Source organism: Kitasatospora sp. NPDC058046 (assembly GCF_042885595.1).
Lineage (GTDB): Bacteria > Actinomycetota > Actinomycetes > Streptomycetales > Streptomycetaceae > Kitasatospora.
Genome location: NZ_JBHVRS010000018.1, coordinates 90,590 through 113,851, shown reverse-complemented (window position 1 = coordinate 113,851; position 23,262 = coordinate 90,590). Strand labels below are relative to the sequence as shown.

At 75.5% G+C, this 23,262-nt stretch carries 17 protein-coding genes; 8 read left to right on the top strand and 9 right to left on the bottom strand.

Translation table 11 applies throughout. The annotated features are described in order from the left end of the window. Positions 1-146 precede the first annotated feature (146 nt). Together ACFVU7_RS30660 and ACFVU7_RS30655 are read right to left on the bottom strand one after the other, a co-directional pair. Positions 147-1,244, bottom strand: a complete 1,098-nt coding sequence (locus ACFVU7_RS30660; RefSeq protein ID WP_049659082.1) for a hypothetical protein — start codon at positions 1,242-1,244, stop codon at positions 147-149. 227 nt (positions 1,245-1,471) lie between these two features. Continuing rightward, a complete protein-coding gene (locus tag ACFVU7_RS30655) occupies positions 1,472-2,062 on the bottom strand; it encodes a lytic polysaccharide monooxygenase (protein WP_117485023.1) in 591 nt (196 codons plus the stop codon). Positions 2,063-2,389: 327 nt separating this feature from the next. Between ACFVU7_RS30655 and ACFVU7_RS30650 the strand changes: the two genes are divergently transcribed. The 7 genes from ACFVU7_RS30650 (at position 2,390) to ACFVU7_RS30620 (ending at position 11,350) form a co-directional block, all read left to right on the top strand. Beyond that, positions 2,390-2,857 carry a MarR family winged helix-turn-helix transcriptional regulator gene (locus ACFVU7_RS30650; protein WP_049659084.1) on the top strand — a complete coding sequence of 156 codons (468 nt, stop codon included), beginning with the start codon at positions 2,390-2,392 and terminating at the stop codon, positions 2,855-2,857. A 218-nt stretch (positions 2,858-3,075) separates the two neighbouring features. Further along, positions 3,076-4,278 (top strand): MFS transporter, encoded by a 1,203-nt coding sequence (locus ACFVU7_RS30645; protein ID WP_049659333.1) that lies wholly within the window; start codon positions 3,076-3,078, stop codon positions 4,276-4,278. Between the two features lie 73 nt (positions 4,279-4,351). Further along, on the top strand, positions 4,352-4,786 hold the full coding sequence (locus tag ACFVU7_RS30640; protein WP_375876209.1) for a heme-binding protein: 435 nt from the start codon (positions 4,352-4,354) through the stop codon (positions 4,784-4,786). Positions 4,787-4,836: 50 nt separating this feature from the next. Then, on the top strand, positions 4,837-5,673 hold the full coding sequence (locus ACFVU7_RS30635) for an aldo/keto reductase (RefSeq protein ID WP_074005350.1): 837 nt from the start codon (positions 4,837-4,839) through the stop codon (positions 5,671-5,673). Positions 5,674-5,744: 71 nt separating this feature from the next. After that, positions 5,745-6,764, top strand: a complete 1,020-nt coding sequence (locus tag ACFVU7_RS30630) for a TIGR03571 family LLM class oxidoreductase (RefSeq protein WP_074005349.1) — start codon at positions 5,745-5,747, stop codon at positions 6,762-6,764. A gap of 144 nt (positions 6,765-6,908) precedes the next feature. Then, positions 6,909-8,897, top strand: a complete 1,989-nt coding sequence (locus ACFVU7_RS30625) for an NHL repeat-containing protein (protein WP_388048302.1) — start codon at positions 6,909-6,911, stop codon at positions 8,895-8,897. Between the two features lie 218 nt (positions 8,898-9,115). Next, on the top strand, positions 9,116-11,350 hold the full coding sequence (locus ACFVU7_RS30620; RefSeq protein WP_388048300.1) for an MMPL family transporter: 2,235 nt from the start codon (positions 9,116-9,118) through the stop codon (positions 11,348-11,350). A 63-nt stretch (positions 11,351-11,413) separates the two neighbouring features. Here ACFVU7_RS30620 and ACFVU7_RS30615 read toward each other — a convergent pair whose 3' ends face one another. The 3 genes from ACFVU7_RS30615 to ACFVU7_RS30605 form a co-directional block, all read right to left on the bottom strand. Beyond that, the gene (locus tag ACFVU7_RS30615; protein ID WP_388048298.1) at positions 11,414-12,457 is read right to left on the bottom strand and encodes a hypothetical protein; all 1,044 of its coding nucleotides are present in this window, start codon (positions 12,455-12,457) and stop codon (positions 11,414-11,416) included. A 211-nt stretch (positions 12,458-12,668) separates the two neighbouring features. Further along, positions 12,669-14,003, bottom strand: coding sequence for a M14 family zinc carboxypeptidase (locus ACFVU7_RS30610; protein ID WP_388048296.1), 1,335 nt, complete (start codon positions 14,001-14,003; stop codon positions 12,669-12,671). 126 nt (positions 14,004-14,129) lie between these two features. Next, positions 14,130-17,249, bottom strand: coding sequence for a phosphocholine-specific phospholipase C (locus ACFVU7_RS30605; RefSeq protein WP_388048294.1), 3,120 nt, complete (start codon positions 17,247-17,249; stop codon positions 14,130-14,132). Between the two features lie 280 nt (positions 17,250-17,529). On the opposite strand from ACFVU7_RS30605, the gene ACFVU7_RS30600 reads away from it, so the two are divergent. Beyond that, positions 17,530-18,180, top strand: a complete 651-nt coding sequence (locus tag ACFVU7_RS30600; protein WP_387975193.1) for a CatB-related O-acetyltransferase — start codon at positions 17,530-17,532, stop codon at positions 18,178-18,180. 97 nt (positions 18,181-18,277) lie between these two features. Here ACFVU7_RS30600 and ACFVU7_RS30595 read toward each other — a convergent pair whose 3' ends face one another. From ACFVU7_RS30595 to ACFVU7_RS30580, 4 genes are all read right to left on the bottom strand, one after another. Next, on the bottom strand, positions 18,278-18,580 hold the full coding sequence (locus tag ACFVU7_RS30595) for a hypothetical protein (protein WP_074005344.1): 303 nt from the start codon (positions 18,578-18,580) through the stop codon (positions 18,278-18,280). After that, entirely contained in the window at positions 18,577-19,062 is a 486-nt protein-coding gene (locus tag ACFVU7_RS30590; RefSeq protein ID WP_053112619.1) for a hypothetical protein, read from the bottom strand. The genes ACFVU7_RS30595 and ACFVU7_RS30590 overlap by 4 nt, the downstream gene beginning before the upstream one ends. A 148-nt stretch (positions 19,063-19,210) precedes the next feature. After that, on the bottom strand, positions 19,211-22,243 hold the full coding sequence (locus ACFVU7_RS30585; protein ID WP_388048292.1) for a BTAD domain-containing putative transcriptional regulator: 3,033 nt from the start codon (positions 22,241-22,243) through the stop codon (positions 19,211-19,213). A gap of 148 nt (positions 22,244-22,391) precedes the next feature. Then, the gene (locus ACFVU7_RS30580) at positions 22,392-23,138 is read right to left on the bottom strand and encodes a DUF4232 domain-containing protein (RefSeq protein ID WP_388048290.1); all 747 of its coding nucleotides are present in this window, start codon (positions 23,136-23,138) and stop codon (positions 22,392-22,394) included. Positions 23,139-23,262: the final 124 nt, after the last annotated feature.

Here is a 23,262-nt window from a genome sequence, read left to right as displayed (position 1 = left end):
TTGCACGTGCGGTGCGCGAAGATGGCGGATTCCGTGCGCCGGTTGGCCGGTTCGTTTCCGTACGAGCGCGGCGGACGCGCGGCGGGCCGGGTGCGCCGCAGCCGCCCGCCGGGGCGGCTGCGGTGGCGGGGCGGCTCGGGGGCGGGTCAGTAGCGCAGGACGGCGGCGATCCGGCCGGCGTCGGCGAGGGTGTCGTCGGGGACGAAGCCGACCTTTCCGCCGGTGTCCAGGGCGCGCTCGATCACCTCGTCGACGATGTCCTCGCGGGCCCCGCTCTCGCCGGCCTCGGCGGGCACGAGGTGCTCGCCGTCGTCGCGCACGGTGGCGCGGAAGTTCTCCTCGACCACCAGGCGGGCGATCCGGCCCTGGCCGACGGCCTGCCAGACCTCGTCCAGGCCGGCCGCGAACTGCTGGGCGCCGCGGGCCTTGTCGAGCTGGGCGAGGTGCTCGGCGACCTCCTGGTCGGCGTGGGCGCGCACGGCGGGCTCGACCACCTTGCGGACGGTCTCCGCGTCGGCCTGGGCCAGGCCGCCGTGCGGCAGCTGGGCGGCGGCCTCCTTGGCGATCGGGCCGACGGCGTCCAGCAGGGCGAGCGCGGCGGCCTCGCCGACCACGTACAGCGGGCGGGGCGCGGCGGCCAGCAGCCTGCCCACCTCGGTGTCGGCCTGGCGCAGGAAGGTCTTGGTCGCCTCGTCGCGGAAGGTGCTGGGGGTGTCGCCGATCTGCTCCTGCCGCTCGGGGTCGGGGTTGTCGAAGACGCGCGTCAGCGGGAAGCCGTGCCCCTTGTCCTCGGTGACCCGCTCCTCGGTGCCGCCCCACAGCACCACCTTGTCGGCGGCCACCGCGAGCACCCAGTGCGGGCGCTCGGCGGCGTGCGAGGCGACCAGGTTGCGGGTGAGGAAGGTGTCGGACAGGACCACCCGGGCGGGGGCGGTGCGCCCGAGTGACCAGACCTGGTGCTCGCCGGGCGCGGCGAAGACCGCCAGGCCGTCCTCGGCGTGCACCAGGTCGACCTCCGTCAGGGCCCGGTCGAGCTGCTCCAGCACGTCGATCCGGTCGGCGCGGGAGACCTCCGGGTCGGCCTGGACGCGTTCCTTCGCCTCGGCCAGCAGGTTGCGCAGCCGGACCGGGTCCTGGGTGTTGTCCGGCTCGCGGCGGTGGGTGGGCATCAGGATCGACACCGCCGGGTAGGGCCGCGGCCGGCGCAGCTCGGCGAGGACGGCGGGGCTGAGGTCGGGGCGCATGGAGACCCTTTCCGAAGGCGGTCGGCCTTCTTGCGTGGACGCGCGGAGCCTTGGCACTGCTGCCAAATGTCGCCAATGTACCTATTTGCGGCTTATACGGCGCGCGAGCACGGACGGGGAGGGGCCTTCAGCACGGGGGCGGGCGGCCCGCCGGCGCCGTCCGGGTTCGGGCGGCGGCGTCGGCGGGCACGCGACGGCCGGGGGCCGTCGGGGCGGGCGGGGAGCGGTCAGAACTGGACGTCGGTGCAGGAGTAGAAGGCGTTGCCGGTGTCGGCGACGTCCCAGACGGCGACGACCACCTGGTGGCCGGTGCGGCCGGTGGGCAGGGTCGCGGTGTGGGTGGTGGTGGCGGCGGGCTGGCGGCCGTTGTAGGGGACGGTCAGGAACGGGGTCAGGTCCAGGGCGGCCCGGGTGATCGGCTGGCTGGCGTCGTAGCCGGGCTTGGTCAGGAAGTACCTGAAGCTGCTGGTGGAGTGCCGGGCCTCGATCTCCCAGGTGAAGGTGAGCTGCTGGCCCGCCGTCACCTTGGTGGTGGGCCAGCTGCCGCCCCGGGGGTTGTCCAGCGGGGCCCAGCGGGCGTCCGCGCCGGCGCAGATGGTGCCGTCCGCCGGGCCGCGGGTCGGGAAGCCCTTGGGGCCCTCGACGCTCTGCGGCTCCCACTGGATGTCGCCGCAGTCCCACGGGACGGCGTTGGCCCCGCAGAGCGCGGAGCGGCTCGGCGGCAGGTTGATGAAGCCGTGCGACTGGGCCGGCAGGGCCGCCGCGATCGGCAGGGCGATCGCGGCCGCGGCGGCGGCGATCAGGTGGCGCTTGCGCATGGTGCTCCTCCGTGGGGGTGGATGGAGTGTGCGCCCGGCGCGGGGCGTGCGCGTGCGCGTGGGGGTGCGCACGGCGGTCTGCCCGAGACATGGCATGCCCGCGCCAGACCGGTTGCCCGACACCGTAGGATCTGCCTTCCCTCCGCGTCAATGGTCTGAACCATTTGCGCCAAAGCCGCGTGATGACTGGGCTCCGACCGGCATCCCGCAGCCCCGCCCGCCCCCGAGTCGCGGGGGAGATTATTTGCACAAGCGCTATACAAGCTCTGGCCGATATTTCTGTTCATGGCTTATCCTGGACCCAGCCATACCCGGAAGGAGGGGCCCATGACCGCCACGGACCCCGCGCTCACCGCGCTCGCCAACGGCTGGGGCGCCCTGTCCCTCCTGCACGGCAGGATCGAGTCCCACATCGAACGCGCCCTGCAGGCGAAGCACGACCTGAGCGTGCGCGAGTACTCGCTGCTCGACGTGCTCAGCCGCCAGCACGACGACGAGGGCGGGCACCTGCAGATGAAGCAGGTCGCCGACGCGGTCGTGCTCAGCCAGAGCGCCACCACCCGCCTGGTCACCCGGCTGGAGGACCGCGGGCTGCTGTCGCGCTACCTGTGTCCGACCGACCGCCGCGGCATCTACACCAACGTGAGCGAGGACGGCCTGAGGCTCCTGGAGCAGGCCCGGCCGACCAACGACGCCGCGCTGCGCGAGGCGCTCGACGAGGCCGCCCGCACCCCCGCGCTGGCCTCGCTGGTCCAGGCGGTCGAGGCCGTGGACGCCGCCGCGCCCACCCGCTGACCCCGGCCGGCCCCGCGCCGCCACGCCACTCCCCCGGGCCCGACCCGTCCGAACCGCACACGCGGTCCGGACGGGCCGGGCCCGGCCGCGTTTCCGGCCTCCCGACCCCGACCCTATGGCGCGTGCCACCTATCCGCGTTTGCACTTATCGCGCGTCTGCAACTATTGTTAGGGCACGCAAGGCGCTAGCTCAAGCAATCACAGAAGGGTTCGGGCCCATGCCTCTCGCTCTCATCGCCCTGGCCATCGGCGCATTCGGGATCGGGACCACCGAGTTCGTGATCATGGGACTCCTGCCCCAGATCGCCGGCGACTACGGCGTCTCCATCCCCAACGCGGGCCTGCTGGTCACCGGCTACGCCCTCGGCGTCGTCATCGGCGCGCCGCTGATGACCGTCCTCGGCACCAGGATCAGCCGCAAGACCATGCTCATGCTGCTGATGGGCCTGTTCGTGGCCGGCAACCTCCTCTCCGCGTTCGCCCCGTCCTTCCCCGTGATGCTCGCCGGGCGCATCGTGACCTCCCTCGCCCACGGCGCCTTCTTCGGCATCGGCTCCGTCGTCGCCGCCGACCTCGTCGCCCCGCAGAAGAAGGCCGGCGCCATCGCCACCATGTTCACCGGGCTGACCGTCGCCAACATCGTCGGCGTCCCGCTGGGCACCTACATCGGCCAGGCCGTCGGCTGGCGCACCACCTTCGCCGGCGTCGCCGCGCTCGGCGTGGTCGGCCTGCTCGGCATCGCCAAGCTCGTGCCCGCCATGCCCCGCGCCGAGGGCGCCCACCTGCGCCGCGAGCTGACCGCCTTCCGCAACCCCCAGGTGCTGCTCGCCATGGCGATGACCGTGCTCGGCTTCGGCGGGGTCTTCGCCGCGATCACCTACATCGCCCCGATGATGACCAACGTCGCCGGCTACGCCGACGGCTCCGTCACCTGGCTGCTGGTCCTGTTCGGCGTCGGCATGTTCCTCGGCAACCTGCTCGGCGGGCGCTACGCCGACCGCAAGCTGATGCCGATGCTCTACACCACCCTCGGCGGCCTCGCCGTGGTGCTCGCCCTGTTCACCCTCACCGCCCACAACAAGGTCGCCGCCGCCGTCACCGTCCTGCTGGTCGGCGCCCTCGGCTTCGCCACCGTCCCCCCGCTGCAGAAGCGGGTCCTGGACCAGGCCCACGGAGCCCCCACCCTGGCCTCCGCCGTCAACATCGGCGCCTTCAACCTCGGCAACGCGCTGGCCGCCTGGCTCGGCGGCATGGTGATCAGCGCCGGCCTCGGCTACACCGCCCCGAACTGGGTCGGCGCCGTCCTCGCCGCGGCCGCCCTGCTGCTGGCCTTCTGGTCCGCCGCCCTGGAGCGCCGCGACCGCACCCGGGAGGCCGCCACCACGAGCGCGGCTCCCCGCCACGCGGCCCTGCAGCACTGACCATCGACACCACCGGCACACCACCGGCCACCGCCCCGACCGGAACCCACCCCACCCCGGGAGAAGCACCACCATGAGCACCACCACCGCAGTCGCCCCGCTGACCACCGCCGACGCCGAGCTCCTGGTCGACGCGGCCCGCAGCGCCGCCGAGGCCGCGGGCGTGCCGGTCAGCGTCACCGTCCTGGACGCCGGCGGCCACCTGCTCGCCTTCCGCCGCGACGACCGCGCCGTGCTGATCTCCGGCGAGACCAGCACCCGCAAGGCCTACACCGCCCTCCAGCTGAACGCCCCCACCGCCGACCTGGTCGACCTGGTCAAGCCCGACGGGCCGTTCCACACCCTGCCCACCGCGCTGGACCGCCCGCTGCTGTTCATCGCCGGCGGCATCCCCGTCCACCGCGACGGCCGGCTGGTCGGCGCCCTCGGCGTCGGCGGCGGCGCCCCCGCGCAGGACCACTCCTTCGCCGCCGCCGCCCTCGACCGGCTCGCCCAGCTCGCCCGGTGAGCACCCTCCGCCCCACCCCACCGACCACACCCTCCGAAGGAGACCAGCACATGACCACCCCCACCGTCCCCACCGTGAAGCTGAACAACGGCGTCGAGATCCCCCAGCTCGGCTTCGGCGTCTTCCAGGTCCCCGACGACCAGACCACCGCCGCCGTCGCCGCCGCCCTGGAGGCCGGCTACCGCAGCATCGACACCGCCGCCATCTACGGCAACGAGACCGGCGTCGGCCGCGCCCTGGCCGCCTCCGGCGTGGCCCGCGAGGACCTGTTCGTCACCACCAAGCTGTGGAACGCCGACCAGGGCTACGACGCCACCCTGCGCGCCTTCGACGCCAGCCTCGCCAAGCTCGGCCTGGACCACGTCGACCTCTACCTCATCCACTGGCCCACCCCGGCCCGCGACCTCTACCTCGACACCTGGCGCGCCCTGGAGCGCCTCGTCGAGGAGGGCCGCGTCCGCGCCGCCGGCGTGTCCAACTTCCAGCCCGCCCACCTCCAGCGCCTGCTGGACACCAGCGCGCTGGTGCCCGCCGTCAACCAGGTCGAGCTGCACCCCGGCCTCCAGCAGGCCGAGCTGCGCGCCTTCCACGCCGAGCACGGCATCGCCACCGAGGCCTGGAGCCCGCTCGCCCAGGGCGCCGTCCTGGACGACCCGGCGATCACCGCGATCGCCGAGCGCACCGGCAAGTCCCCCGCCCAGGTCGTCCTGCGCTGGCACCTGCAGCTCGGCAACATCGTCATCCCCAAGTCCGTCACCCCGGCCCGCATCCGGCAGAACCTCGACGTCTTCGACTTCGAGCTGACCGAGCAGGACATGGCCGCGATCGCCGCCGGCGACCGCGACCTGCGCACCGGCCCGCACCCGGACCAGTTCAACGCGAGCTGACCCCGCCCCACTCTCCCGTCCCGGGCGGTCGCACCGCCGCCCGGGACGGGATCTTTTGTGAAGGACCCGCCATGGCCCCGTCCCACCCCGCACTCGCCCGACTGGCCCCCGCCGACGGCCGGCTGACCATCGGCCTGGAACTGCCCCTGGACAACGACTGGGGCCAGGACCGCGGCCGGGCCGACCGCGCGGCCGGCCGCCCCTTCGGCGTCCCCGACCTCGCCGGGCACGCCCGCCTCGCCGCCCTCGCCGACCGCCTCGGCTTCGCCGCCCTGTGGGTGCGCGACGTCCCGCTCTACGACCCCGTCCGGTTCGGCGACGCCGGCAGCGTCTTCGAGACCTTCACCCACCTCGGCCACCTCGCCGCCCTCACCCGCGACGCGGTCCTCGCCACCGGCGCGGTCGTCCTGCCGCTGCGCGAACCGCTGCTCGTCGCCAAGGCCGCCGCCACCGTCGACGTGCTCTCCGGCGGGCGCCTGCTGCTCGGCCTCGCCAGCGGCGACCGCCCCGTCGAGTACCCGCTGTTCGACCGCGACTTCCACGGCCGCGGCGCCGCCTTCCGCACCGGCGTCGAGACCCTGCGCGCCGCCTGGCGCCCCGGCCCGCTGGAACTGCCCGCCGCCGGCCTCGGCGCCGAGCAGCAGCTGGAGGTCCTGCCCCGGCCCGTCCACCCCGGGGGCATCCCGATCGCCGTCGCCGGCGGCGCCCAGCAGAGCCCCGAGTGGATCGCCGAGCACGCCGACGCCTCCCTCAACTACCCCCGCGACCCGGACGCGCTGCGCACGCGGCTGCGCCAGTGGCGCGACCTCGCCGGCGACAAGCCCTACCTGACGCCGATGGTCCTCACCCTCGCCGAGGACCCGGCCGCCGCGCCGCGCCCCATCCGGCTCGGCCTCAGCACCGGGCGCACCGCCCTGATCGAGCACCTGGAGCTGATGGCCGAACTCGGCGTCGCCCACGTCTCCTTCAACCTGCGCCCCAACGACCGCCCCGTCGACGAGCTGCTCCAGGAGCTCGCCGAGGAGGTCCTGCCCCGCTTCGCCGCCCCCGCCGCCGTCCCCTCCGCCGCGGCGGCCGGCCGGCGCGGCTGAGCCGGGGACGGGCCCCGCGCCGGCTCGCCCGTACCGGGCAATTTCCGCCGCGTCCCGTGGCCGGATGCGCCCGGGCGGCCGGCCGGTGTGGCAGGTAGGGGGACGAACCGCCGTTCGTCCCCCTACCGCCGAAACGGAGCCCCCATGCGCCGACGCCGCGGCGTCCTGCTGACCGCCGCCCTCCTGGCCCAGCTCGCCGCCGGACCCTCCCACGCCACGGCACCCGCCCCGACCGGCCAGTGCGGGGTGGTGCGCAGCGGCGACACCCCGCTGGGCGGCGCCGAGGTGACGCTCTACCAGGCCGGGGACGGCGCGGGCGCCGCGCCCCGGGTGCTGGCCCGCACCCGCAGCGCGCGGGACGGGCGCTTCGTCCTGGACTACCGCCGCCCCGAGGACCCGCGCGCCGTGCTGTACGTGCTGGCCGGCCTGCCCGGGCCCGGGGGCGCGCGCGGCGCCGGCGGGCCGGCGGTGCTCGCCGCCGTCCTGAGCGGGGCCGGGGCGCCGCCCGAACTCGTCGTCAACGAGCGCACCACCGTGGCCGTCGCCTACGCCCTGGCCCGCTTCACCGGCCCCGACGGCGTGGCCGGCCCCGACCCCGGGCTGCGCAACGCCGCCGCCGTCGCCCACAACCTGGCCGACACCGGCACCGGCGGCATCGCCGCCCCGCTCGCCGCCCCGCCCAACGGCGCGCTCACCTCGACCCTGGCCGAGTTCAACACCCTCGCCAACCTGCTCGCCGCCTGCGTCGACGGCGCCGGCGGCGACTCCTGCGACCGGCTGCTCGACCTGGCCCGGCGCCCCGGCCGGGAGCGGCCCCGCGACACCCTGCGGGCCGCCGTGGACATCGCCCACGACCCGGGCCACAACGCCGCCGAGCTGTTCGCCCTCGCCGCCACCGCCCCCCGCTACCGGCCCGCCCTGCCCGCCGCCCCCGAGGCCTGGACCGTGGCCCTGCGCTACGACGGCAACGGCCACGAGCTCGACGGCCCCGGCAACATCGCCTTCGACGCCGACGGCAACGCCTGGGTCAGCAACAACTACCGCTACGGCGCCGACCCCACCGTGCCGGTCTGCGGCGGCGACACCGTCCTCAAGTTCACCCCGGACGGCCGGGACGCCCCCGGCGCCCCCTACCGGGGCGGCGGCCTGTACGGCGCCGGGTTCGGCGTCACCGTCGACGCCCGGGGCTCCGCCTGGGTCGCCAACTTCGGCTTCCAGGGCCATGGTTGCCCGATCGACCCGGCCCCGCTGGAGCGCAGCCTCTCGCAGTTCGCCCCGGACGGCACCCCGCTCTCCCCGCCCGAGGGCTGGCGCGCCGACGGCATCGTCCAGCCCCAGGGCCTGGCCGCCGACCGCTCCGGCACCGTATGGGCGGCCGGCTGCGGCGCGGACAGCGTGACCCGCGTCCCCGACGGCGACGCCACCCGCGCCCGGGAGGTCCCCACCCCCGCGCTGCACAAGCCCTTCGGCGCCGCCGTCGACCCGGCGGGGCGGCTGTGGGTCAGCGGCAACGGCAGCGACAGCGTGCAGGTCCTGGGCCCCGACGGCACCCTGGAACGGGCGGTGACCGGCGGCGGGCTGCGCCGCCCGCTCGGCATCGCCACCGACAGCCGGGGCAACGCCTGGGTCGCCAACAGCGGCATCCTGCCGGTGCCCTGCGGCGACACCACCGCCGGGGACCTCGCGGACGCCGCCGTCGCGGGCGACACGGGCCCGCGCCCGGGCGCCTCCGTCACCCTGATCCGCTCCGACGGCACCCCGGCCCCCGAACCCTTCACCGGCGGCGGCCTGTTCCTGCCCTGGGGCGTCGCCGTCGACGGCGAGGACACCGTCTGGATCGCCAACTTCGGCGGCCACCGCGTCGCCCGGCTGTGCGGCGTCGACCTCGCCGCCTGCCCGCCCGGCTTCACCACCGGCCAACCGCTGTCCCCGCCCGACACCGGCTACCCGAGCGACGGGCTGGAGCGCAACACCGGCCTGCAGATCGACCCGTCCGGCAACGTCTGGCTCGCCAACAACTGGCGCACCCTGCCCCTGCAGACCAACCCGGGCGGCCACGAACTCGTCGTCCTGGTCGGCGCCGCCGCGCCCGTGCCGGCCCCGGGGCTCGGCGGGGCCGCCGCCCGGCCCTGACCGGGAGGCCGCCCCTTCGCCCGGCGGCGCGGGCCTACGGGCCGGGGCCGTCGGGGGTTTCGGGTTGGGGCCGCAGGTCGCGGGACCGTCGGGCCGTCGGCCCCGGGCCCCCGGGGCCGTAGGGGCGACTACCCGCCGGTACCCGTGGCGGGCCGCGGGCCGTCGGGGACACTGCGCCGAATCGGCGCACCGCCGTGCAGGAGACCCGGGAGCCTTCCATGCCGCCGTCCGCCCGCCCCGCCCCCTCGGCCACCGCGCCAGCGGCCCGGCGCTCGGCGCTGCGCCGCCTGGGCGAGTGGTGCGCGCGCCACTGGCTGACCGTCGTCCTGCTGTGGCTCGTCGCCCTGGCCGGCGTCCAGGCCGCCAACCGGGCCGTCGGCGGCTCCTACTCGGACGACTTCTCGCTGCCCGGCACCCAGGCGCAGCAGGGCCGGAGCGTGCTGCAGGCGCACGAGCCGGCCGCGGCGGGCACCAGTTCCCAGGTGGTGCTGCACGACGCGGCGCAGCTGACGGGCTTCCAGCCGCAGATCGCCGGGGCGGTGGCGGCGCTGCAGCAGCTGCCGCACGTGCTGTCGGTGCAGAGTCCGCTGCCGCCGCCGGGGCAGGGCCCGGTGCCGGGCGGGCCGCTGTCCGCCGACGGGCTGACCGGGTACCTGACCGTGCGGTTCGACACCAATCCGACGCTGCTGGGCAAGGACTACCTGCCGGGGGTGGACGCGGCGGTGGCGCCGCTGCGGGCGGCCGGGGTGCAGGTGGAGTACGGGGGGCCGCTGGGCGAGCTGGCCCGGCCGGCGGCGGACGACCGGTCCAGTGAGGTGATCGGTTTCGCGGTGGCGGTGGTGGTGCTGCTGGTGGGGTTCGGCAGTGCGATCGCGGCGGGGCTGCCGCTGCTGACGGCGCTGGTCGCGGTGGTGGTCGGGCTGGGGGTGCTGGGGCTGGTGGCGGCGCTGTCGACGTTCGCGACCGTGGCGCCGACGCTGGCGACGATGATCGGCATCGGGGTGGGGATCGACTACGCGCTGTTCCTGCTGACCCGTCACCGGCAGAACCTGATGGACGGGGTGGATCCGGTGGCCTCGGCCGGGCAGGCGGTGGCCACCAGTGGGCGGGCGGTGCTGGTCTCCGGCTGCACGGTGGTCATCGCGCTGTCCGGGCTGTCGGTGTCGGGGATCTCCTTCATCGCCAAGCTGGGGGCGGCGGCGGCCGTCACGGTGGTGTCGGCGGTGCTGGGGGCGCTGACCCTGCTGCCGGCGCTGATGGGGCTGATCGGGCGCCGGATGGACCGGTTCGCGGTGCGCCGTCCGGTCGCCGAGGCGGGCGGGGACGGGCGGGGCGGGGACGGGCGGGGCGGGGCGTGGCACCGCTACGCCCGGCGGGTGGAGGCGCGGCCGTGGTGGTACCTGGTGGCCGGGGTGGTGGTGCTGGCGGTGCTGTCCGTCCCGCTGTTCTCCATCCAGCTGGGCCACATCGGCGACGGCGCGGACTCCACGGACTTCACCGACCGGCGGGCCTACGACCTGATGTCGCAGGCCTTCGGGCCGGGTTCGAACGCGCCGCTGACGGTGGTGGTCGACCAGGGCGCGGTGCCCGCCGACGCGCGGGCGGGGGTGCAGGCCTCGGTGCAGCGGGCGCTCACCGGCCTGCCCGGCGCCGCGAGCAGCACCCCTCTGCAGACCAGCCCGGACGGTGAGGTGCTGTTCGCCACCGTCGTCCCGGCGGGCGCCCCGCAGGACCGGGCGACCACCGACCTGGTGAACCGGCTGGCGGACACGGTGCTGCCCGACGCGGTGGCCGGCAGCGGCGCGCGGACGTACGTGACCGGCAACACCGCGGCGCAGGTCGACTTCCTGGACATCGTGTCGAGCCGGCTGGTGCCGATCATCGCGGTGGTGGTCGGGCTGGCCTTCCTGATCATCCTGCTGGTCTTCCGCGGCGTGCTGGTCGCGGTCAAGGCGGCGGTGCTCAACCTGCTGTCGATCGCGGCCTCGTACGGGGTGGTGGTGGCGGTGTTCCAGTGGGGCTGGGGCGGGCCGGCGCTGGGGGTGGCGGGGAAGGTCCCGATCGAGAGCTACGTGCCGATGATGATGTTCGCGATCGTCTTCGGGCTGAGCATGGACTACGAGATCTTCCTGCTCTCCCGGGTGCACGAGGCCTGGCTGCGCACGGGGCACAGCCGGGACGCGGTGGCGCACGCGCTGGAGATCACCGCGCGGGTGATCACCTGCGCGGCGCTGATCATGGTGAGCGTGTTCGCGGCGTTCGTCGTCAGCGACAACGTCGTCATCAAGATGATGGGGCTGGGCCTGGCGGTGAGCGTGCTGGTGGACGCGACGGTGGTGCGGCTGCTGCTGGTGCCGGCGGTGATGACGCTGCTGGGCTCGGCGGCCTGGTGGACGCCGCGGTTCCTGGACCGGGTGCTGCCGCACATCGACACCGAGGGCGTGAACTCCTAGGCGGCGCCTTGCCGGCGGCCCCGGTCACCCGGGGCCGCGGGCGGGCCGACGGTCTGGAGACGGTCAGGGGGTGCACATGGCCAGGGCGCGGCTCTGGCCGCTGTGGGCGCGGACCGTCCAGGTGTTGGGGTTCTGGGGGTCGGGGGCGTTGAGTTCGACGTCGTCGTCGACGTCGCCGGTGGCCGTGGTCCGCAGGCGGGCGTCCTGGCCGCCGCCGGCGAGCTGGGTGCCCTGGGGGCAGGCGGCGCGGACCTGTCGGCCGTCCTGGGACCAGTCGGAGGCGACGACGGTGGGCACGGGCGCTCCGGTGACGCACATGGCGAAGGAGCGTACGGGTCCGCTCTTGGCCTGGACCATCCAGGTGTTGGCGCTGTTCGGGTCGGGGGCGTTGGCCTCGACGCCGTCGCTGAGCGCGCCGAAGCCGTTGGTGTCGAGGCGGGCGTCCTGGCCGCCGCCGACCAGGCCGTAGCCGCTCGGGCAGGTGGCCTTCGCGATCCACCCGTCCTTGGACCAGTCGGAGACGACGACCTTCGCCGCGGGGGCTCCGGTGGCGCACAGGGCCATGGCGCGCGCCTGGCCCTTCTTGGCCTGGACGGACCAGGTGTCGGGGGTGTTCGCGTCGGGGGCGTTGAGTTCGACGTCGTCGTCGACGTCGCCGGTGACCATGGTCTGCAGGCGGGCGTCCTGGCCGCCGCCGATCAGGTGCTTGCCCGCGGGGCAGGTCGCCTTGGCGATCCAGTGGTCCTGGGACCAGTCGGAGGCGACGACGGTGGGCACGGGTGCGTCCTTGGCGCACATGGCGATGGCGCGGACCGATCCGGTCTTGGCCTGGACCGTCCAGGTGTTGGCGCTGTTCGGGTCGGGGGCGTTGGCCTCGACGGCGTCGCTGAGCGCGCCGAAGGCGTTGGTGTCGAGGCGGGCGTCCTGGCCGCCGCCGACCAGGCCGTAGCCGCTCGGGCAGGTCGCCTTCGCGATCCACCCGCCCTTCGACCAGTCCGAGGCCACGATCTTCACCGTCGGGGCGCTGTCCGCCGAGGCCGAGGGCAGCCCCGCCACCACGGTGCCTGTCGCGAGCACCCCCGCGAGGACGAGACGGGTCCTGTTCATCACGTACTTCCTTCCGCGCACGTCAAAGCCCCTGCGGAGCAGGGGAGTTCGCGCCGAGTCTCCCGTCCGGGCCCTCGCCGCCACCTCGCGGCCGACCTGATTCCCCCGTTCGGGTGATGGGCGGCGTCTCCCGGTCACGCGCCGCCGGGCACGTCCGTTCGGGTTTCCCCTGGGCGGCGAACGGCCCTGCGGCCGGCTCCGGGGACGGCCCCTACCGCTCCGGGTGGCGCAGGGCGACGGCGGCGCGGACGGTGGCGGCCTGGTGGGCGGCCTGGCGGGCGACGGGGAGCCAGACGGGCTGGAAGGTCCGCTGGTACTGGGCGCACCAGTCGCGCAGGAGGTGGTCGAGGCGGGCGGCCTGGGGTGCGGCGGGGGCGCCGGCGACGCGGACGGCGCGGCGCAGCAGGGCGGCGGCGCGGACCGGGACGCGGTGGGCCCAAAGGTCGATGCCGGTGAGGCGGGCGCGGGTGATCGGGGTCTGTAGGAGCTCCTGGCCGTGGCCGTCCGGGTCCCATGCGTCGGCGAGTTGACGCAGGGCGGTGAGCGGGGTGCGGGCGGCGCGCAGCAGGGGGGTGTCGGGGTTTCGCACGTAGGGCAGGGCGGCGTCGAGGAGTGCGGTGAGGAGTGTGCCGCGGTGGCGCAGGCGGTCGGCGCAGGTGCGCAGGTGCGGGCGGACGCCGGTGGCGGGGCGGCTGTCGCCGAGGTGGGCGCTGGTGAAGGCGGGGACTTCGACGAGGACGGTCTGGCCGCCGTGGCGCTGGGGGGCGAACCAGGTGCCGGCGCGGGCTTCGTCGGCACCGTGGTGGGGGGTGAGGACGCCGGTGGTGGTCTCCTGCCGGTCGATGTGGTGGGGGGTCATCAGGTAGACGCCGGGGCCGGATTCGTGCAGGCGGAAGGTGTCGAAGTTGCCGGTCTCGACGGGGATGCCGTGGTGGGCGGCGGAGCGGGCGAAGGGGTGGGCGAGGGCGGCGGGGTCGCCGGTGGCCTGGACGAAGGTGCCGCCGACGTCGGTGCTGTGGAGGGAGAACTGGAGGGTAGGGCGCAGTTCGTCGATGAGGTCGAGGAGGGCGCGGCTCTCGGGGAGGTCGGCGCCGGCGGCGGGGGCCCATTCGGGCTGTTCCTCGGCGGCGGGGCGGTAGTAGTGGGCGAAGTAGTCGGGCAGGGTGCGGGCGTGGCGGCTGCCGTCGGCGAGGTGGGCGCCGTCGGGGTCGAGGCAGAGCAGGAAGTGCCAGGCGAGGTAAGGGTGTTGGGCCGTGAGGGCGTGGTGGGCGAGGTCGTCGACGGCGGCGCGGGCGGCGAACTCGTCGGCGTGGGCGCCGGCGACGACGAGGAGGTTGTGCGGGGCGCGGCCGGTTCCGTGCGGGGCGGGGCCGACGGTCAGCAGGGTCAGGGGGCGTCCGGCGCGGGAGGTGCCGACGGTGCGCACCTGGCAGCGGTCGGGCCGGTGGGCGGCCAACTGGTGGGCGGTGGCGGTGAGTTCGTCGAGGCTCGGGTAGCGGTCGTGGAGTCGGGCGGCCCGGCCGGCCGGGGTCGTCGTGTCGGTCACCTTCGGTTTCCTCCCCTGTGGTCGTGGCAGTAGTTCTACCTGGCACGCGGGGCCGCCGGTACGGGTCGGGCCCGCCCGGGCGCGGTGGCTCGGGCGGGCCCGGTCGGGCTGGAGGGGCCGGCGGGGTCAGTCGGTGACGGGGCGGGTGTCGAGGCGGATGTGGTCGACGGCCCAGTACCAGTTGTTGCCGGCGTCGTACATGCGGAACCTGAGGGTCACCGAGCGGGCTCCGGCGGGGACGGCGAGGCTGCGGGTGATCCGGGTGTTCTGGACGTCCTTGCCGGCGTTGTCGTTGCCGGTGGCGTCGGAGCTGTAGGCGAGCAGGCGGGTCTCGGTGCCGTTGTCGAAGACGGCGGTGACGGAGGCCTTCTGCGGGGCCTCCTGGCGGTAGTGGGAGTCGAAGGCGAGGTGGAGGGTGTCGGTGCCGGCCGGGATGGCGACGGCGGGCGAGACCAGGGTGGAGTCGAAGACGCCCTTGCGGGAGGGCGAGCCGGTGTCGTCCCAGTCGTCGGGGTCGGCGACGGCGACGACGCCCAGGGCGCGGGTGAAGTTGCCGCGGTCCTGGGCGCCGAGGGCGGCCCATTCGCGCTTGGTGTGGAAGGTCCAGCCCTGGAGGCGGACGGTGCCCTGGGGCATGGCGGGGGCGTTGACGACCGTCCAGCCCTTGGGGGCCTGGGCGGTCCAGCCGAGCAGGCCGGATTCCGGCTTGAGGGCGCCGGCGAGGGATTCGAAGTCCTCGTCGAGGAGGTGGCCGGTCATCGCCGGGGCGGGGCGGGCGGCGAGTTCGCCGTCGGCGAGGGCGAGGCGGCCGTCGGCCTGGGCGCGGGCGGTGACCAGCAGGCGGTGGGTGGCGCCGGCGGGCAGTTGGGCGGGCGGGGTGACCTGCCAGACGGCGGTGGCGGTGGCGCCGGCGGCGAGCTTGTCGGGTGCGGCGGTGACGGTGGTGGCCGTCCAGCCGGGCGGGAGCAGCGGCTGGGTCTCCAGGCGGGTGAGGGCGGTGGTGGCGGTGAGGGTGGCGGTGACGGTGGCGGGGCGGCCGGGCAGCAGGACGGGTTCGTCGATGGTGGTGGAGGCGGCGCCGAGGGCGAGGTCGACGGTGAGGGGGTCGGCCAGGCCGAGGGCGGGGTCGGTGACGGTGCGGTCGTCCCAGGGGAAGCGGCCGGCGATGCGGCGGCGGAAGGCGAGGTCGCCCTGGACGGCGACGGCGACGTCGTACCAGCCCTCGGGGCCGACCTTGAGGTTGACGGTGCGGTCGTCGCCGGCCGCGACCCGTACCTCGCGCAGGCCGTCGCCGTAGGCGAGGTCGCCGACGAGGAAGGTCTGGGCGGTGCGCGAGCGGTTGATGACGTCGACCTCCAGCACCTTGCCGCCGCCCTCCTCGGAGAGCGAGACCTCGTAGCCGGAGGCGGTGTCGCCGCGCAGGTGCCACAGGGCGCCGTCGGGGCCGTGGACGCGCAGGTCGTAGCCGGCCGGGCCGACCTTCCAGACGTCGGACAGGCGGCTCCGGGCGGCGACGGTGTAGTGCTTGGGGGCCTCGCCGGGGGCGGGGTAGACGGCGAAGACGGCGCCCTGGCGGCCCTGGTTGACGAAGTCGAGGGTGAGTTCGTCGCCCTTGAGGCGGGGCTTGACCAGCAGGTTGTAGGGGGCGGGGCGGGAGGAGCGGGTGCCGCGCTGCTGTTGGGGGAAGGTCTGCGGGCTGGGCACGGTGGGGGCGGGGAGCTTGCCGGTGTCGTCGACCTTGCGGCGGTTGCCGCTGGTGTCGGGCAGCTGCGGCCAGGCGGGGTTGCGGCCGGAGAAGTCGAAGACGTTGGTGAGGTCGCCGCAGACGGCGCGCCGCCAGGGGCTGATGTTGGGTTCCTGGACGCCGAAGCGCTGTTCCAGGAAGCGCAGGACGGAGGTGTGGTCGTAGACGGTGGAGTCGACGACGCCGCCGCGGGTCCACGGGGAGACGACGACCATCGGCACCCGGACGCCCAGGCCCATCGGGTAGGGGCCGGAGACCGGGGTCTCGCCGGCGGGGAGGGTGGCGGACCAGCCGAGGGTGCCGTCGGCGGCCTTGACCCGGTACTTCCCGTCCTGGCCCACCACCCGGTGGTAGGTGGAGCCGCCCTTGGCGACGCGGACGACGACCTCGCCGTCGACCGGGACGTTGGACTTGCCGCGGCCGTCGGCCAGCGGCGGGACGGGCGGCAGCTGGTGGTCGAAGAAGCCGCCGTGCTCGTCGTAGTTGAGGATGAAGACGGTCTTCTGGAACACCTCGGGCTTGGCGGCGAGCGCGGAGAGCAGCCGGGCGGTGAGGTGTTCGCCGTTCGGCGGCGCGTAGTTGGCGTGCTCGGACAGGGCGGCGGGGGCGACGATCCAGGAGACCTGCGGGAGGCGGTCGGCCTGGACGTCGGCGGTGAAGGCCTCGACGAGGGCGTCGCCCATGGCGAACGGGTCCTTCGCCTTGGCCGGGTCGCCGACGGCGCGCATGCCGCGCTCGTACAGCGGCTCGCCGGGCTTGGCCTTGACGAAGGGGGTGAACCAGGCGAGGGCGTTGTCGTCGAAGTTGTCGAGGGCCTGGTAGGTCCTCCAGCTGACGCCGGCCTTCTCCAGGCGTTCGGCGTAGGTGGTCCACTCGTAGCCGCCGGGGATCTCGGTGTTGTCGGTCACCGGGGTGTCCCGCACGGTGCCGCCGCTGGTGCCGGTCATCGCGTGGTCGCGGTTGGTGTTGGTGTTGCACTGCGTCGAGGAGTAGTAGGCGTCGCAGACCGTGAACACCGAGGCGAGGGCGTGGTAGAAGGGCATGTCGGCGGGCTCGTAGTAGCCCTGGCCGAGCCAGCCGGAGGAGCGGCGGGTGACGGAGCCGTCGGCGCGCCCGTCGTTCCAGGCGCTCATCGAGTCGCCGTAGCCGAAGGACGGCGCGCCCTGCTGGTAGGCGCTGGTGTGGGCGGCGTTCATCGCGAAGGGCAGCAGGTAGCCCTCCTTGCGGCCGGGGTCGGGCTGGTGGAACACCGAGCGGCCGTCGACGCCGCGTACGGCGGTGCGGTCGCCGAAGCCGCGCACGCCCGCCAGGGTGCCGAAGTAGTGGTCGAAGGCGCGGTTCTCCTGCATGAACACCACGACGTGCTGGATGTCCGCCAGCCGTCCGGGCCGGGCCGGTGCGGCGAGGGCCTGCTGGACGCTGATGGGGAGGGCGGACAGCACCGCGGCCGCCGCCGCGCCGCCGAGGACGCTGCGGCGCGACAGTTCGGGCTTCGGACTCATGGGGGTGGGGCTCCTTGCTGACGGACCGCGGGTCTTCGGTACGGGGGCCGGCCGCGCGGTTCGGACCGGACCCGTTATGTGTACGAGACCGAAGTGGACGCGGCCGTGGTGTCCGATGACCGGCCGATGACCGTCAGGAGGCTCCGAGCTGTACAGACAACTTGACGTCATTTGATCAAGGAAGGCGGCCGGTGCGGGGAAAACCGCCGGACCGCCGCGCCGTCCGATGGATCATGGAACCCCTGATGTCCCGTCAACACGAGAGCGGTGCCCCCTGGTGATCCCCGCCGTGCCCGACCCGACCGTGCTGCACCCCTTCCCCGAACAGCCCCGGGTGGTGCTCCTCAAGCCGCTGCTCACCTCGCCGCTGATCGAGGTCGGCGAGTACTCGTACTACGACGACCCGGACGACCCGACGGCCTTCCAGACCCGCAACGTGCTCTACCACTACGGGCCGGAGAAGCTCGTCATCGGGAGGTTCTGCGCCTTCGCCACCGGGGTGCGGTTCGTCATGAACGGCGCCAACCACCGGATGGACGGGCCCTCCACCTTCCCCTTCCCCATCATGGGCGGCTCCTGGGCCGAGCACCTCGACCTGATCACCGGCCTGCCCGGGCGCGGCGACACCGTCGTCGGCCACGACGTGTGGCTCGGCTACCGCGTCACCGTCATGCCCGGGGTGCGCATCGGCCACGGCGCCGTCGTCGCCGCCGGATCCGTCGTCACCTCCGACATCCCCGACTACGCCGTCGCCGGCGGCAACCCGGCCAAGGTGATCCGGCTGCGGTACGACGAGGCCGACATCGCCCGCCTGCTGGACCTCGCCTGGTGGCACTGGCCCGCCGAGCACCTCACCCGCCACCTGCGCACCGTCATGTCCGGCACCGTCGACGAGCTGGCGGCCGCCGCCCCCGGCACGCCCGGCGCCTGATCCCGCGTACGGTGCCGGGCCCGCGGCCGGGGCCGCTCCCCCGCCGCGGGCCCGTCGCCGTCCCCCGGCTGCGGCCGTCCTCGGGCCGCGGCCGTGCTCAGGCCGTGGCGGGTCGGTGGAGCCGGCGGGCGGCGGTGCGGATGGCGAGGGTGTACGGGGCGTCCAGGGCGCGGGTGCGGGCGTCGAGGTCGTGGAAGGGCACCAGGGCCCGGTGGGTGTCGTCGGTGGTCTGGGTCCAGGCCGTCCAGGCGTTGTGGACGTCCTCGTCGGTGACCTGCTCGCCCTTGGCCTGGAGCAGCACGGCGTAGAGGCGGAACAGGTCGTCGGCGCCCTCGGGGGGTCTGGCCTCCGTGGGCAGGCAGGAGCGGATCAGGTCGGCGATGGGGTCGAGGTGGCTCATACGGCCAGTGTGCCGCTGACGAGCGTGCCGGTGAGCAGGATCAGATGGGCCGCCGCGAATATCATCGGCACGAGCCGTTCCGTGGTGCCGAGTTCGGTGTAGTGCCGGTGGCGCCGGCCGGCCGCCGCGGTGTTCCTGAGGGCGTCCCACTCGTCGGTGTAGATCCGCGCGGACAGCTTCTCCTCCAGGCTGTTGATGACCTGGAACTTGGCGCCGTTGAGGTCCCGGTAGCTGCGCAGCTGCATCCACCAGGCGCCGGACAGGGTGATGCCGGCCAGCGCGACGGCGGTCGGCACCCACCACGGGGACTCGGACAACTTCGGTATGCCGAAGCCGATCAGGGTGACCAGCGCGGTCTGCACGGACAGGAAGAAGGTGTTGGCGCTGCCCCGGCGGGCCGAGACCCGGTCGGCCATCTCCACGGCGAGCAGGTACAGCTCCAGCAGTTCGGACCGACGGTTCGGCTCCGGCGGCGTGGTCATCGCGCATCCCCCTCGGGCAGGTGGTGTGTCGGCTTCGCCCGCTGCCCGGGCTTCCCCCGTTGTGTCCATCCTTCCCTTCGGGCGGGCCCGCCAGTGCTGCGCGGGGGTGCCCGGCCGCCGGCGGTGGGTCCGGTCAGCGCGGGTCCGGTCAGCGCGGGTAGGTCGACGGCCGCGCGTACGCCGGGCCGCCGGGGGCGGTGGCGGACACGGCCGTGCCGGGCGCGACGGCGGCGGGCGGCGCGACGGCGGGCGCGACGGCGCCGGCCACGGCGGCGCCGCCGTCCGACAGGGCGCGCAGCGCGGCGCCCGCCTCCGCCTCGCCCTCCCCGTACTGGTGGGCGCGGGCGGTGCGCAGCGCGGCGCCGAGGTGGCGGGCGGCCTCCTCGGGGTGGCCGGTGGCGGCCAGGGCGCGGCCGTAGAGGGTCTGCAGGACCACCCGGCGGGTGACCGGGAAGGGCGGTTCGGCGACGGCCAGGCCGCGGGCGGCGTGCTGGGCGGCCTCCTCGTGGGCGCCGGCGGCCAGGCACTCGTGGGCCAGGTGCTGGCGGGCGAGGCCGACGAGGTCGGCGCGGCCGGCCCGTTCGGCCAGGGACAGGGCCTTCAGCAGCAGGCCGTGCACCCGGGCCCGGCCGGCGTGGTCGCCGTGGCGGGCGAGCGCGACGGCGTGGTTGACCAGGGCGACGGCCTGGGCGCAGCCGTCGCCGGCCCGGGCGGCGAGGTCGGGGGCGCGTTCCAGGTGGTCGAGGGCCTGGTCGGGGCGGCCCTCCTCCAGCAGGACCCAGCCGAGCAGGGCCCGGGCGCGGGACTGGGCGCCGGGGTCGCGGTCGGCCTCGGCGGCGGCCAGGCCGTGTTCGAGCAGCGGTGCCCAGCCGTCCCGGACCTGCCAGACGATCAGCGGCCACTGGAGCAGCACCAGGCGCCAGGCGCGGTCGTGCAGTCCGGCGGCGACGGCCGCCTCGACGGCGCCGCGCAGGGTGTCGCGTTCGGCGGCGTACCAGGCGAGGGCGCTCGCCCGGTCGGGGAAGGGGCGGACCTCGGCGGGGCGGCGGGTGCCGGGCGGCAGGGCGCAGCACGGTTCGCTGCCCGGTTCGGCGGCGGCGCAGGCGGTGAGGAGGGTGTTGAGCAGGTGGTCGAGCAGGCGGGGCAGCACCTGGGTGTCGGTGTCGCCGGGCAGGCTGCGGGCGTAGAGGCGGACCAGGTCGTGCAGGGTGTAGGCGTCCCGGCCGATCTGCACGATCAGGTGGGCGGTGGCCAGTTGGGCCAGGGCGGCGGCGGCCTCGTCGGGGCGGCAGCCGGCCAGGGCGGCGGCGGTGCGGCTGTCGAGGGTGGCGCCGGTGTGGGCGCCGAGGCTGCGGAACGTCCGGCGGGCGGGTTCGCCCAGGTGCTGGACGGTCAGGGCGAGCGCGGCGGCGACGCTGGTGTCCTCGACGTCGAGGAGGTCCAGGCGGTCCTGCTCGTCGGCGAGTTCGTCGGCGAGGGCGGCCAGCGCGCGGGCCGGGCCGGTGGCGAGGCGGGCGGCGGCCAGCCGCAGGGCCAGCGGCAGGCCGTCGCACAGGTCGGCCAGGCGGGCGGCGGCCTCGGGTTCGGCGGTGACCAGGTCGGGGCCGAGGGTCGCGGCGAGCAGGGTGACGGCCTGCGGGGAGGAGAGTTCGGCGAGCGGCACGGGGCGGGCGGCGTCGGAGGCGACCAGGCCGCCGAGCCGGTCGCGGCTGGTGACCAGGGTGACGCAGTCGTCGCCGTCGGGCAGCAGCGGGCGCACCTGGTCGGAGCGGCGGGCGTTGTCCAGGACGATCAGCATCCGGCGCCCGGCGGTCAGTTCGCGGTAGCGGGCGCCCATCGCCTCGGCGGTGGCGGGCATCCGCTCGACGGGCAGGCCCAGGGCGAGCAGCAGTTCGCGCAGGACGGCGGCGGTGTCGCGTTCCGGCAGCGGGCTGTGGCCGCACAGGTCGACGAAGAGCCGGCCGTCGGGGAAGTCCTGGTGGCGGCGGTGCGCCCAGGACAGGGCGAGGGTGGTCTTGCCGACGCCGGCGCCGCCGGTGAGCAGGGCGACGGCGCCGGGGGCGGCGGTGGCCCGGTCGAGCGCGGCCAGTTCGTCCTCCCGGCCGGCGAAGCCGCGCGGGCGGCGGGGGAAGGGCCAGGGGGTGTGCTGCGCGGCGGTGGCGGCGGGTGCTGCCGGGGCGCGGGCGGGGGCCGGCGCGAGGGCAGAGACGGGTACGGCTGCGGGGGCGGGCCGCTGGTCGGGGACGGAGGCCAGGCCGCCGACGGTGGGGACCCGCGTGGGCGGGACGGGGTCGAAGGCCAGGCGGTCGGACGCCGGCCGGTCGAAGGCCAGGCGGTCCGGCGGGTCCTGGTCGCTCGGGTGCCGGGCGGGCGGCACCCGGTCGGAGCGGCCCGGCGGCAGGGCGGGGCGCGGGGCGGCGTCGGGGCGGCTCGGCGGGGTGTCGGTGCGCAGCAGGCGGGCGTAGGCGTCGGTGAGTTCCGGTCCGGGGTCGATGCCGAGTTCCTCGGCCAGGGCCCGGCGGGTGCGGTGGAACCAGTCGAGGGCCTCGGAGCGGCGCCCCGCGCGGCCGAGCGCGTGCATGAGGTGGGCGACCAGCGGTTCGCGCAGCGGGTCGGCGGTGGCCTCGGTGTGCAGCAGGCCGGCGGCCGCGCAGTGGTCGCCGAGCCGGCCGTGGACGCGGGCCAGGTCCTCGACGGCGGCCAGCCGCCGTTCCTCCAGGGCCCGGGCGGCGGACTGCAGCGGCAGGCCGGCGGTGGTGCCGGCCAGGGCGGGGCCCCGCCACAGGGCGAGTGCCTCGCGCAGGTCGGCGGCGGCCCGGGCGGCGTCGTCCAGGGAGCGGGCGCGGGCCACCAGGCGGTCGAACCGTACGGTGTCCACGGCCTGGTCGGGTGTCCGCAGCCGGTAGGCGCCGTTGTCGGTGACGAGTTCGACGCCGGCGGCGGGGGCGTCGTGGGCGGTGAGCAGGGAGCGCAGCCCGGAGACGTGGTTGTGGATGACGGTGCGCGAGTGCCGGGGCGGTTCCTCGTCCCAGAGGGTCTCGGTGAGCCGCTCGACCGTGACCGGTGCTCCGGGGTTCAGCAGGAGCATGGCCAGCAGGCTGCGGCGCTTGGCCGATCCGGCCGGAAGCTCGCGGCCGTCCGCGGCCACCACGGCCACCGAGCCCAGCAGTCGGAACTCCACGCACCCCCCTTGGATCAGATGTATATGACAAGCATATGACAGCACGCGATCCGTCGGTCGCGGAGCGTCGCCCACGAACGGGCGGGGCGGCGCACCGCGGACGGCAGGGCGGCGGGCACCGGCCCCGCCGCCCCGCCCGGTCCGGGGACTACGAGGTGACGGCGTCGTCCATGGACTGCTGCCAGTAGCCCACCTTGAGCGAGTCGTCGATGTACAGACCCTTGGCGGGCAGCGAAGGGTTGCTTCCCGCGCCGACGCTCTCGTTGCCGGAGGGGCCGTGGAAGTAGACGGCCAGCGAGGTCTCGGTGCGGCCGTGGGCGCCGCTGCCGTCGGTGGCGGACAGGTTCACCGAGGCGTAGCCGGACTCGCCGGGCTTGAGCGTGACGACGGCCTGCGGCTTGGAGTCCTCGATGACCGGCGGCACCGACTGGGCCTCGCCGAAGCGCACGGCCGGGTAGCCGTAGAGGTAGCAGGGGGCGCTGCCGGTGTTGGTGACGGTCAGCAGCAGGTGGTTGACCGGGCGGGTCAGCGGGGCCGCGACGGTCTTGGTGACGGAACCCTCGCAGGTGACGGCCTTGCCGTCCGCGGGGCTCGGGGGCTTCGGGGCGGCGGGGGCCTTCGCGGAGGGCTTGGCGGAGGCGGGCGAGCCGGTCTGGGCCGGGGCGCCGGTCTGGGCGGGGGCTCCGGTGGCGGGTGCGGGGGCGGGGGCCGCCGGGGCGGGGGCGCTCGCGGCGGGCGGGGCGGTGGGCGCCGGGGAGTTCGCGGAGGTCCCCTTGCCGCCCGCGTCCGCCGCGTCGTCGTTGCACGCCGTCAGGGTGAGCGCGGCGAGCGCGGCGGCCGCGACGGCGGCCAGGAGGCGGGTGCGGGAGGTACGGGCGGTGCGGATGCCGGACATGTGGGCGTGGCCTCTTCGAAGATCGTTCGGTGTGGTGCTTGGATGACCGGAGCCTGCCCGGTGGCCCGTCCCAGCCGCCACGGTCGACGGCCGGTCAGGGACGCTGGGACACTGGGAGGGGCCC